The following is an 11,934-nucleotide window of genomic DNA, read 5'->3' as shown; positions in this document are numbered from 1 at the left end:
GCCCTCGACGCCGAGCTGCGCGCCCAGGGCATCGCGCCCCGGGGGAGCGCCGCGCTGCTGGCCGGGGCGCTGTTCCTGGACGCGCTCCCGGCCCGGGCCCGCCCCCGGGCCCGGGGCCACGTGGCGAGGGGTTAGCCTGGGGTCGCTCCACCGGACACGGGGTGCCCCGCACGGGGCTGAGATCACACCCGTCGAACCTGAACCAGTTAGCACTGGCGGAGGGATGTCATCGATGCCATTGCCGCATGCTGCCACCGACCCGGCGACCACCGGCGCGGAATCCGTCTTCGACGGGCGGATGCCCACCGCGCCCGGCGATCTGCGCGTTGAGGCGCGCGGTATCGCGCCGGTTCCGGAAAGCCACCGCTACGGCGGGCCGGGGCGCCTGTTCACCGTGTGGTTCGCCCCGAACCTGACCATGACCGGCGTGTTCACCGGCACCGTCGGCATCGCCCTCGGCCTGGACTTCGCCACCGCGCTGGCCGCCGTCGTCCTGGGCACCCTCATCGGTGCCGTGCCCACCGCGTACCTGGGCACCTGGGGCAGTCTGACCGGCGCCGGGCAGCTGCCCCTGGCGCGGCTGGCGTTCGGCCGGGCCGTCGCCGTGCCCGGCGTCCTCCAGTGGCTGTCGTCGGTCGCCTGGGACGCCCTCATCGGCCTGTTCGGCGGTGACGCGCTGGCCCGGCTGTGCGGGCTGCCGTTCTGGCTGGGGGTGCTGCTCATGATGGCCGCGCAGGGGGCGCTCGGGGTGCTGGGCTACGAGGCCATCCACCGGATGCAGAAGCTGATGACGTTCGTCCTCGCCGCCGCGTTCGCCGCCCTGGCCGTCAAGCTGCTCGACGGCGTCCACCCCGCCGCCACCGGGTCCGCCCACGGCGCCGACCGCATCGGCGCCTTCGTCCTGACCAGCACCATCGCGCTGAGCCTGGCGCTGTCGTGGGCGCCGTACGCCAGCGACTTCAGCCGCTATCTGCCCCGCGCCACCTCCCGGCCCCGCATGTTCTGGTGCACCCTGCTCGGCGTCACCGTGTCCTTCGTGGCCGTCCAGGCGCTCGGGCTGTGGGGCGCCTCCGTCTTCACCGACCAGACCGCCAGCGGCGTCGATACGGCGCTGGGCGGCGGGGCGCTCGGCGCGTTCGGACTGCTGGCCGTGGCGCTCGCCGCGCTGTGCAGCAACGCCATGAACGACTACAGCGGCTCACTGGCCCTCCAGACCGCCGGTGTCCGCATCCCCCGCCCGCTGGCCGCGGCGCTCGCCGCCGTGCTCGGCTTCCCGCTGGTGCTGTGGATGCACGCCGCCGACACCACCGCCCGCTTCCAGAACGTGCTGCTGTTCGTCGGCTACTGGATCCCCGGCTTCGTCGCGGTCGTGGCCGTCGACTGGTTCGTCCGCGCCCGGGCCCGGGGCGGCGCGCCGGTCGACCTGGCCGCCGAGAGCGCCCGCCCGCAGCCGTGGTGGCCCGCCCTGCTGGCGTTCGGCGCCGCCTTCGCCGCGGCGGTGCCGTTCATGGACACCACCCTGTACACCGGCCCGGTGGCCGCCGCGCTGCACGGCGCCGACCTCGCGTACTACGCCGCCTTCCTCGCGGCGCTCCTCGTCTACGCCCCGCTCAGGATGCGCCGCCGTACGACCCGGTGAGACACGGGCGTTTTCGCCCGTATCCGCACGTCACACGGCATCCGGCGACCGCGCCCCGCGGCAGGCGTGGCACCCTGGGCTCCTGTTGAATCCCGCACCACCCGAGGAGACGTGCCACGTGCCGCAGAACCAGCCAGCGGAGTCCATCGCCGCCCCGGCGGTGCTCGCCGAGGAGCGCAGACTCCACAAGGACCTCGGCTTCTGGGGCCTGACCGCGATCGGGTTCTCCAACATCCTCGGCTCCGGCTGGCTGTTCGCGGCCCTGTACGCCGCCCAGACCGCCGGGCCCGCCGCGCTGCTGTCCTGGATCGCGGCGGGCGTGCTGTGCGCCCTGATCGCCCTGGTCATGGTGGAGCTGGGCGCCACCCGCCCGGAGGGCGGCGGCACCGTCCGGTGGCCGCTGTACGCGAGCGGACGGCTGGTCGGCACGATGGTCGGCTGGTCCGTCGTGCTGTCCGTCGGCGGTACGGCCGCGGAAATCAGCGCGATCATGCAGTACGCCGCGCACTATCTGCCGGGGCTCTACGACGGCGGCCGACTCACCCTCCCGGGCCTCGGCGTGGCCGTCGCACTGAGCGTCGTGCTCACCGCGCTGAACTGGTTCGCCGTGCGGATATTCGCCCGGCTCAACAACCTGGTGTCGGTGTTCAAGGTCGTCGTCCCCGTGGTCACCGTGATCGCGCTGTTCCTGTCGGGCACCCACTCCGGGCGCCTCACCGAACACGGCGGTTTCGCACCGTACGGCTACGCGGCCTGCCTCACCGCCCTCGCCGGCGGCGGCATCGTGTACTCCGTCAACGGGTTCCAGGCGCCGCTGGACTTCTCCGGCGAGGCCCGCAATCCGCGCCGTTCCGTACCGGCCGCGGTGCTCACCGGCATCGGCCTCGCCGTGCTGGTCTACCTCGGGCTCCAGCTGGCGTTCCTGTACACGGTGCCGGACTCCGCGCTGGGCGACGGCTGGCAGGGCGTCAACTTCGAGTCGCCGTTCGGTCAGCTCGCCCTCATCCTCAATCTGCACTGGCTGGCCACGCTGCTGTACGCGGACGCCGTGATCTCCCCGGGCGGCTCCGCCTACGTGGGCGTGGCGATCAACGCCCGGCACACCTACGCCCTGGCCAAGAACGGGCTGCTGCCCCGCTTCTTCATGCGCATCGACCCCGCGTCCGGCATGGCACACCGCGCGCTGCTGCTCAACCTCGCGGTCATCGTCGTCTTCATGCTGCCGTTCGGCGGCTGGCAGGACATCGTGAGCGTGATGGGGGACATGTATCTGCTCATCTACGCGGCCTCGGCGGTGGCCGTCGCGGTGTTCCGGGCCCACGACCGGGAGCGGGGCGTGCCCCGGGCGGACGGGCAGGTGCCGGGGGTGCGCTGGATCGCGCCGCTCAGCTTCGTCGTGGCCAGCGAGTTCGTGTTCTGGTCCGGCTGGCACGACCTGCGGCTCGCGCTGCCCCTCGTCCTCGTCGGCGTCCCGCTCTTCCTGCTCCAGCGGCGCGGCACCGCCGGACTCCCCGCGCTCGGCGAGCTGCGGCACGGCGCCTGGCTGGTGTTCCACCTCGCCGCGCTGACGCTGCTGTCGTGGCTCGGCACCTTCGGTGGTTCCGGCCATCTTCCGGCGCCGTACGACACGATCGCGGTGGGCGCCCTCGCGTTCGGCGTGTTCGCGTGGGCGGTGCGCTCGGGCGCCGCGCACCTCAGGACGGGCGCCGCGGAAGCGCCGCCCGAGGCCCCGGCGGTGTGAGTACCTGCCGTCGCACGCGGCCGGAAAACCCTCGCGCCGCCGGACAACCCCTGGCGCGGCGCTGCTCCTTGGCCGATGATCGCACCACCACCGGCCGTGTACGACCCACCGCATACGGAGGATTGAGACGCGATGAGTGCTCGGAGTGCGCGACCCCTCCCCGAGAGCACACCCGCCGCGAAGGGAGTGGACGCGCGCGGTGTCGGCGCGTTCCTCGACGCGCTGGAGGCGGCGCCCGGCATCGAGCCGCACAGCCTGATGATCGTGCGCCACGGGCAGGTGGTCGCCTCCGGCTGGTGGGCGCCGTACACCCCGGACCGGCCGCATCTGCTCTACTCCATCAGCAAGAGCTTCACGGCGACGGCGGCCGGATTCGCGGTGGCCGAGGGGCTGATGAGCCTCGACGACACGGTGCTCTCCTACTTCCCCGAGTTCGACGGCGACATCACCGACCCCCGCAGCCGGGCCATGCTCGTCCGGCACGTCGCGTCCATGGCCAGCGGGCATCTGACCGAGACCCGGGAGCAGGCGTTCGCCCGCGACCCGGACGAGCCCGTGCGCGGGTTCCTGCTGACCCCGCCCGACCGCGACCCCGGTACCGTCTTCGCCTACAACCAGCCCGCCACGTACAGCCTCGCCGCGATCGTCCAGCGCGTCACCGGGCAGTCCCTCACCGACTATCTGCGGCCACGGCTGTTCGACCCGCTGGGGATCGGTGAGACGGCCTGGCTCCAGCGTCCGCCCGGCCGCGACCTCGGCTTCAGCGGCATGTTCGCCACCACGGACGCCCTCGCCCGGCTGGGCCTGCTGTACCTGGGCGACGGGGTCTGGGAGGGCCGCCAACTGCTGCCCGCCTCCTGGGCGGCCGAGGCGACCCGGGCGCACATCACCAACGCCGACGGCACCGCCGAGGGCGCGAAGTCCGACTGGCAGCAGGGATACGGGTTCCAGTTCTGGCGGTCCCGCCACGGCTACCGGGGCGACGGGGCGTACGGCCAGTTCTGCCTGGTGCTGCCCGAACACGACGCGGTGGTCGCCATGACGGCGGACACCCAGGGCATGCAGGCGGTGCTGGACCTCGTATGGCGGCATCTGCTCCCGGCGTTCGGCCCCGCGCCCCTCGACGGCCGCCAGGACGACGACGCGGCCCTGCGGCGGCGGCTCGACGGCCTTCAGCTGCCGCCGACCTACGAGAAGTTCGCGGCGGTGGACGCCGGGGCGGCCACGACCTTCACCCCGGCCGGTGGCACCTGCGCGGACCAGCCCGCGCTGGCGGAGGTGACCGTCGCCGCCGAGGGCGACGGTGTGTGGACCGTCTCGCTGGTGGAGGGCGCGTCCCGGCTCGATGTGCGGCTCGACACCCCGGGGTGGACCGTCCAGGAGGGCACGGACCAGCGGGTCCCGACGGCGGCGAACGGCGGCTGGACCGACCCGGACACCTTCGTGGCCGACATCGCGTTCCTGGAGACCCCGCACCACCTCGACGTGACCTGTTCGAGGGCCGACCGGACCTTCACCGCGCGCTGGCGCACGACGCCGCTGCACTCGGCGCCGCTGCCCGCGATGGGCGTCCCCCGCCGTCCACGGCGGTGAGGAACCCGGCACGGGGGCCCGGCAACCATTGCCCGCTCGGCGGCGACAGTCGCATGGACGATTACCCCGAGCTGAGGATGGTGTGGTCATGGCGGCCCAGCGGCGGCGCATACGAGGAAACGGCGGGCGCGGAACGGGCGTGGTGGTGTGGGCGGTGCCGCTGGCGGTGGCCCTGACGGTCGGTCTCGCCTCCCAGGGACCCGGCTCCCCGGCGGACACGAGCCCGGCGAATACGAGCCCGGTGGCCGCGGCCTGGGCCGATGGCGTCGCCGACGGGTTCGCGTCGGTCAACGCGCTCGGCCAGAACGGTACGTACGGGGGCCGCGACGGCAAGACGGTGACGGTGCGGACCCTGGCCGACCTGGAGAAGTACGCGACGGCCGCCGAGCCGTACGTCATCGTGGTGACCGGGGCGATCACGATGGATCCCAAGGGCAAGGAGATCAAGGTCGCCTCGGACAAGACGATCGTGGGCCAGGGGACCGCGGGCGAGATCGTCGGCGGCGGCTTCTTCCTCGGGCAGGGCGTGCACAACGTCATCATCCGCAACCTGACGATCCGCGACTCGTACATGGGCACGTGGAACGACAAGGATCACGACTTCGACGCCATCCAGATGGACGGCGCCCACCACGTGTGGATCGATCACAACGACCTGAAGCACATGGCCGACGGCCTGATCGACAGCCGCAAGGACACGACGTACCTCACGGTCTCCTGGAACCGGCTGCAAACGCACAACAAGACGTTCGGCATCGGCTGGACGGAGAACACCACGGCCGACATCACCATCCACCACAACTGGTTCCGGGAGACGGAGCAGCGCAACCCGTCCACGGACAACGTCGCGCACGCGCACCTGTACAACAACTACCTCCAGGACGCCCCGGGGACGGACATCACCTCCTCCTACGGCAATTACTCGCGCGGCAACACCAAGATGGTGCTGGAGAACAGCTACTTCGAGGGGATGAAGAACCCCGTCATCAAGGACGCCACCGCCTCGATCGTCCAGCGGGGCAACACGTTCGTGGGCACCAGCGGCCGCAATGAGAGCGGCGGCACCGCCTTCGACCCCAAGACGTACTACCCCTACACCCTCGACGCCGCCGCCAAGGTGCCGTCGGTGGTGAAGTCCGGTTCCGGACCCGGCGGCACCCCGGCGCGGTAGCGGGCCGCGGTCTGCGAAAGCGTCAGCCCCGGCGGGCCGGGCCCGTGGACTTCCTGATGACGAGGTCGACCGACATGTCGAGCCGGATCGGGGCCCGGTCCGGTTCACCGGTGACGGCGCCGAGCACCCGTACGGTCTCGGCCGCCATGTCCTCGAAGGGCTGACGCACCGTGGTCAGCGCGGGCGCGGCGGACCCGGCGGCGTCGATGTCGTCGAACCCGACGACCGAGACGTCTCCGGGGACGTGCAGCCCGCGTTCGGCACACGCCTCGATGACCCCGAGCCCCTGGAGGTCGTTGCCGGTGACGAAGGCCGTCGGGGGATGCCACACGTCGAGGAGGGCGTGGGCGGCGCGCCGGGCGGGTTCGGTCTGGAACGCCACCGCCCGGATCAGTGCGCGGTCCGGGTGGATGCCCGCGTCCCGGAGCGCGGCCAGGTAGCCGCCGAACCGCGCCCGGCAGCAGGTCAGTTCCATCGGCCCGGAGACCAGGGCGATCCGCTCGTGGCCGAGGCCGGTGAGATGACGGGCGGCCATCGTTCCGCCCCGCCACTGGGTCGCCCCGATGGCGTTCATCCCGGAGGGCGCGTCGCCGATCGTGTCGAGCACGACCACCGGGATACGGGCCTGCGCCAGCCGCTCGGTGACGACCCGAGGGACCGGGGAGAGGACGAGCACCACCCCGCTCGGGCGGCGGGCGAGCAGGGCGTCGAGCCAGCCGGTGTCCCCCTCGGAGTGGCTCACCGTGAGCGCGTACCCCAGGGGGCGCAGCACCGTGGACAGACCGCGGATGAGGGGTGCGTTGACGGCGCTCCCGGCGCAGCCGAACACCACCTCGACCGATCCGTGGCGCGGGCCGCGCGGCCGCCACTGGTATCCGGTGGTCCGCACCGCGTCGAGGACGCGGCGGCGTACCTCGGCCGACACTCCGGGCCGTTCGTTGAGGACCTTGGACACCACGCTCTGTGAGACGTTCGCGGCCTCCGCCACCGTCGTCATGCGCACGGCGGGGCGTACTGCGGGTCGTACCGTCATCGTTGCTTCCTCCAGTCCTGGTGAGCCGGGCGGGGCGCGGTGCTCTCCCGCACCACGAGAGAGGTCGCCAGCTCGACACCGCGCCCGGCCGTGGAACCGCGTCGTGCCTGCTCCTGGTCGATGAGCCGGACCGCCTCGGCGGCCATCTCCGCGAGCGGCTGACGGACCGTGGTGAGGGGCGGCGTCAGCATCGCGCAGACCGTCGTGTCGTCGAACCCGACCACCGACAGGTCCTCCGGCACCCGCAGCCCGCGCGCCCGCGCCGCCTGGTACACCCCGGCCGCCAGCACGTCGGAACCGGCGAAGACGGCGGTGGGTGGGGCAGGCAGGGCCAGCAGGGCCGCGGCGCCCCGCGCCCCTGCGGTGACGCGGACGTCGGCGTGCCGGGTCAGTGCGGGGTCGGGGGAGAGGGAGAACTCGCGGTGCGCCGCCAGATAGCCCTCGTACCGCTCCCTGGTGCTCGGGGCCGCGGAAGGCCCGCCGAGGAACCCCACCCGGCGGTGCCCCAGTTCGAGGAGGTGGCGGGTGGCCGCGGCGCCGCCCGACCAGTTCGTCGCCCCCACCGTCGGAACGGCGGGCTCCTGCACACGGACCGCGTCGAGGACCACGAGCGGCACCGGCAGCTCCGCCAGCGCGGCCATCGCGTCGTGGCCGGGCATGGTCAGCGCCACGAGGATGCCGTCCGACGGCCGCGCGCGGCGGCCGTCGACCCAGTCGCCGAGCCGGAAGCGCGGATGGTCCACCGGGGTGAGCGCCAGGGTGTATCCGAGTCCGAATGCCGCGCGCTGGGCCCCGTCGACGAGTTCCGCGGTCCACGGTGTGGCGAGGTCTTCGATAAGCATGTCGAGAATTCCGCCGAGTTGTCGGCGGCGCTCTGCGCGGAGCACATATCCGATCGCCCGCGCCGCCTGTGTGACGCGCTCTCGGGTCTCCTCCGAGATATCCGGCTTGTCGGCGAGTACCCGGGAGACCGTGGAGACCGATACGCCCGCCGCCTTCGCAACGGCCGTCATTGTCACGCGCGTTGACATGCTGATTCCCTCCCGCCGGGCATCGCGGCCGTACCGCTCGGCCGCAAATTCCCGCAAAAGATGGTCGAATATTCCGCCAGAACTGCACGCAAAGAGCCGGTGAGTCGTGTGTTCGGTCCCTTTTCTTGACAGTGGTTTTTACCCGCGTTTAGCGTCGCCGTCGCTGAAGTTCCGCAATGTTTTGCGTCTCATTGCAGAGGAGACCGTATGCATAAGGAATCCAGCCCCCGGCGCCTGGCCGCGGTGGCCGCCGTGACCGCGCTGCTCCTCGCCGGTTGCGCCGACGGGTCCTCGGACGGCGAAGGGTCCGGCAGACAGACCCTCACCTTCTGGGGGTGGTCGGACATGTCGAAACCGGTCGCCCGGTGGAACAAGACCCACCCCGGAATCCACGTGAAGTTCCAGGCGATCACCTCGAATTTCTATCCGAAGCTCCAGGCCGCGCTCACCGGGAAGTCCGGCGCACCGGACATCACCCAGGTGGACTACCCCAATCTCACCTCGACGATCATCGCCGGGAACCTCAAGGACGTCACGGCCGAAACCCGCGATCTGAAGGGGCAGTTCAAGCCCGCCGTATGGGACCAGGTCGTGGTGGACGGATCCTGCTGCCGCTCATCGTCCTCAACGACCAGTCGCTGTGGCCGGTCACCCTCGGGCTCTACTCCTGGCAGCTCAACGCGATGAGCGAACCCGACCTCGTCCGGATCGTCGTCACGGGCTCCATGGTCGGCACCATCCCCCTGGTCATCCTCTTCCTCGCGCTCCAGAAGTACTGGCGCAGCGGCATCACGACGGGAGCGATCAAGTAGCCATGAACAGTCGCATGGACACCTTCCGCGCGCGCATCGGCGGCTTCGCCTTCGGCGGGGACTACAACCCCGAGCAGTGGGACCGGCCCGTATGGGACGAGGACGTGGCGCTGATGCGGCGCGCCGGGGTCAACCTCGTCACCCTCGGCGTGTTCGCCTGGGCGTCGCTGGAGCCCGAACCGGGCCGCTTCACCTTCGCGTGGATGGACGAGGTGATGGACCTCCTCCACGCAGGCGGCATCAGCGTCGACCTGGCCACCCCGACCATGGCGCCACCGGTGTGGCTCACCCACGGCCACCCGGACGTGCTGCCCGTCATGGAGGACGGCGAGACGTTCGGCTTCGGCAACCGCCTCCACTTCGACCCCGCCTCGCCCCGCTACCGCGAACACGCTGCCCGCATCACCACAGCGCTCGCCGAGCGCTACTCCCACCACCCCGCCCTCGCGATGTGGCACATCAGCAACGAGTACGGGCCCACCTCGTACGGCGGCCACAGCGCGGTCGCCTTCCGCGACTGGCTCCGGCGCAGGTACGGCAGCCTGGAGGCGCTGAACGACGCCTGGTACACCCGCTTCTGGTCCCAGCGCTACACCTCCTGGGACCAGATCGACCCGCCCGAGGTGCCGCGGACGTGGTCCAACCCCACCCGCCGCCTGGACTTCAAACGGTTCGTCTCCGACGCCAACCTCGCCTGCTTCCGCATGGAACGCGACATCGTGCGCTCCTACCGTGACGACATCCCGGTCCTCACCAACTACATGCGCTTCTACAAGCACGCCGACTACTGGACGTGGGCCGCCGAACAGGACGCCGTGGCCCTCGACATCTACCCCGACCCCGGACAGGACGACGCCCATGTGGCCGCCGCCCTCAACTACGACCTGATGCGCTCGCTGCGCGGCGAACCCTGGATCCTCATGGAGCAGGCCGCCGGCGGCGTCTCCCAGTGGAAGGTCAACAACGTCAAGCGCCCCGGCCGGATGCGGCTGGGCTCCTACCAGGCGCTCGGGCACGGCGCCGACAGCGTCCTGTACTTCCAGTGGCGGGCGAGCCGCGGCGGCCACGAGCGGTTCCACTCGGCGATGCTGCCGCACTCCGGCACCCGCTCCCGCACCTGGCAGGAGATCGAGGCACTCGGCACCGAACTGCCGCGGATCGCCGAAGCCGCGGGCTCGGGCTCCCACGCCGACATCGCGGTGCTCTTCGACTGGAACGCCTGGTGGGGGCTGACCGAGACGAGCGGCCTGCCGCGCAACGACTTCGACTACCCGCGGATCGCCACCGACCACTACCGGCCGCTGCTGGAAGCCCATCACGCCGTCGACACCGTGTCCTTCGGCTCCGACCTCAGCCGCTACAAGGTCGTCGTCGTCCCCAACGCCTACCTCGTGGACGATGCCTTCACCGACGCCCTCACCCGCTTCACCGAGAACGGCGGCACGCTGGTCTGCTCTTTCTTCTCCGGCGTGGTCGACGCGCACAACCACGTCCGGCAGCCCGCCTACCCCGGCGCCTTCCGCGCCCTCATCGGCGCGTACATCGACGAGTACTGGCCCGCCCGCCCCGACGAGACGTACCTCCTGACCCGAGCCGACGGGACCACCGCCGCCGCCGACTGGTGGCAGGACAGCATCCACCCCGAGAGCGCGCGCGTGCTGGCCTCCTACGCCACCGGCGCGCTGCGCGGACGGCCCGCGATCCTGGAGAACACGGTCGGCCGCGGCCGCGTCGTCTACATCGGCACCCGCCTGGAGGCCACCGCGCTGCGCGACACCCTGCTCGACGCCGTGGCCGCAGCGGGCGTCTCACCGCTCCTCGACCATGCCCCGGCCCACCTGGAGGCGACCCGGCGGACCGGCGAGGACGCGGAGTTCCTGTTCCTCCTCAACCACTCCGACACGGAGACCGTCCGTGTCCCCCTCACCGCGGACGGGATCGACCTGGTCTCCGGGACGAAGACGGACGGGGCCGTCGAACTGGCCCCGCTCGCCGTAGCGGTCGTACGGTCCGAGCCGCGGCGGGCAGCGGGCGGCGGGCGGCGCGTGGGGTGAGCCGGCAAACCCGCCGAGAAGGTGCTGCGCCGCTGGTGGCGGGGGTGAAACCCGGCTGACGTGCGCCTCAGCCGTCGACGCCTAGGCTCGGCTGTGTGACGTGGCCGCGGTCGCTGATGGACACCGTGCGTTCCGGGCTGACGATCGAGCGCGCCCGGCTCGAACCGCTGGCCGCGCTGCGCGCGGCGGCCGGGGTGGCGATCGTGATCGGGCTCTCGCTGTGGACGGCCTCCCCGTCGTACGCCGCGTCCGCCGCGTTCGGCGCCTTCTCGGCCGGTACGTCGACGTTCCAGCGCAGCTGGCGGCCGCGCAAGGTGATCGCGCTGGTCGCGGGGGCCGGGCTCGGGCTGAGCACCTTCGTGGGCTATCTCGCGATGTCCCATCTGGCGCTCTTCCTGCTGCTGCTCGCCGCCTGGGCGTTCCTCGCCGGGATGGCCTGGGCGGCCGGGCCGACCGCCGGGATCGTGGCGACGACGACGGTCGCCATCATGCTGCTCACCATCACCCTGCCCACCGGTGTCATGGAGGCCCTGGAACACGCGGCGATCATCGCGTTCGGCGGCGTGGCGCAGGCGGTACTGATCTGGCTGTTCCCGATCCGCCGATGGGGGAGGCACCGGGACGCGCTGGCCGACGCCCTGGCCGCGGTGGCGGACTACGCGCGGCGGCTGCGCGAGGACCCGGTGGCGCCGTTCGCCCCGGAGCCGATGATCACGGCCCGGAGCGCCGCCGCCGTCACGCCCTCACAGGCACGCCGCCGCCCCGCGGCCCTGCACGGCCCGCGGGGTCTGGCCGAACGCATCCGCCCCGCCCTCGCCGCCCTCGCCGACCCCCGGGTCGGCGCACCCGCCGAAGGCCCG

The 11,934-nt window shown here is 72.0% G+C and carries 9 protein-coding genes, 1 pseudogene and 1 riboswitch; of the genes and pseudogenes, 8 read left to right on the top strand and 2 right to left on the bottom strand.

The window, feature by feature from the left end; all coding sequences use genetic code 11:
* Positions 1-147 precede the first annotated feature (147 nt).
* A riboswitch (TPP riboswitch) is annotated at positions 148-241 on the top strand.
* From EEJ42_RS39725 to EEJ42_RS39710, 4 genes and pseudogenes are all read left to right on the top strand, one after another.
* On the top strand, positions 233-1,639 hold the full coding sequence (locus EEJ42_RS39725; RefSeq protein ID WP_123107016.1) for a purine-cytosine permease family protein: 1,407 nt from the start codon (positions 233-235) through the stop codon (positions 1,637-1,639). It overlaps the preceding riboswitch by 9 nt.
* 118 nt (positions 1,640-1,757) lie before the next feature.
* On the top strand, positions 1,758-3,380 hold the full coding sequence (locus EEJ42_RS39720) for an APC family permease (RefSeq protein WP_123107015.1): 1,623 nt from the start codon (positions 1,758-1,760) through the stop codon (positions 3,378-3,380).
* 132 nt (positions 3,381-3,512) lie between these two features.
* Positions 3,513-4,973 (top strand): serine hydrolase domain-containing protein, encoded by a 1,461-nt coding sequence (locus EEJ42_RS39715; protein ID WP_123107014.1) that lies wholly within the window; start codon positions 3,513-3,515, stop codon positions 4,971-4,973.
* Between the two features lie 88 nt (positions 4,974-5,061).
* Positions 5,062-6,132, top strand: a pseudogene (locus EEJ42_RS39710) (pectate lyase family protein); the annotation flags it as partial.
* Positions 6,133-6,166: 34 nt separating this feature from the next.
* Here EEJ42_RS39710 and EEJ42_RS39705 read toward each other — a convergent pair.
* Positions 6,167-7,177, bottom strand: a complete 1,011-nt coding sequence (locus tag EEJ42_RS39705) for a LacI family DNA-binding transcriptional regulator (protein WP_123107012.1) — start codon at positions 7,175-7,177, stop codon at positions 6,167-6,169.
* The gene (locus EEJ42_RS39700) at positions 7,174-8,190 is read right to left on the bottom strand and encodes a LacI family DNA-binding transcriptional regulator (protein ID WP_123107011.1); all 1,017 of its coding nucleotides are present in this window, start codon (positions 8,188-8,190) and stop codon (positions 7,174-7,176) included. The genes EEJ42_RS39705 and EEJ42_RS39700 overlap by 4 nt, the downstream gene beginning before the upstream one ends.
* A gap of 225 nt (positions 8,191-8,415) precedes the next feature.
* On the opposite strand from EEJ42_RS39700, the gene EEJ42_RS39695 reads away from it, so the two are divergent.
* The 4 genes from EEJ42_RS39695 to EEJ42_RS39680 all read left to right on the top strand — a co-directional run.
* Entirely contained in the window at positions 8,416-8,895 is a 480-nt protein-coding gene (locus EEJ42_RS39695) for an extracellular solute-binding protein (RefSeq protein ID WP_123107010.1), read from the top strand.
* A complete protein-coding gene (locus EEJ42_RS54025; protein WP_281291613.1) occupies positions 8,892-9,020 on the top strand; it encodes a hypothetical protein in 129 nt (42 codons plus the stop codon). Before EEJ42_RS39695 ends, EEJ42_RS54025 begins: the two co-directional genes overlap by 4 nt.
* Before the next feature lie 2 nt (positions 9,021-9,022).
* On the top strand, positions 9,023-11,074 hold the full coding sequence (locus EEJ42_RS39685) for a beta-galactosidase (RefSeq protein ID WP_221179473.1): 2,052 nt from the start codon (positions 9,023-9,025) through the stop codon (positions 11,072-11,074).
* Positions 11,075-11,169: 95 nt separating this feature from the next.
* Positions 11,170-11,934 (top strand): FUSC family membrane protein (locus EEJ42_RS39680; protein WP_281291612.1); only part of this gene is annotated, 765 nt, incomplete at its 3' end.

Source organism: Streptomyces botrytidirepellens, from assembly GCF_003721215.1.
Lineage (GTDB): Bacteria > Actinomycetota > Actinomycetes > Streptomycetales > Streptomycetaceae > Streptomyces > Streptomyces himastatinicus.
This window is presented reverse-complemented; position numbering and strand designations above follow the sequence as displayed.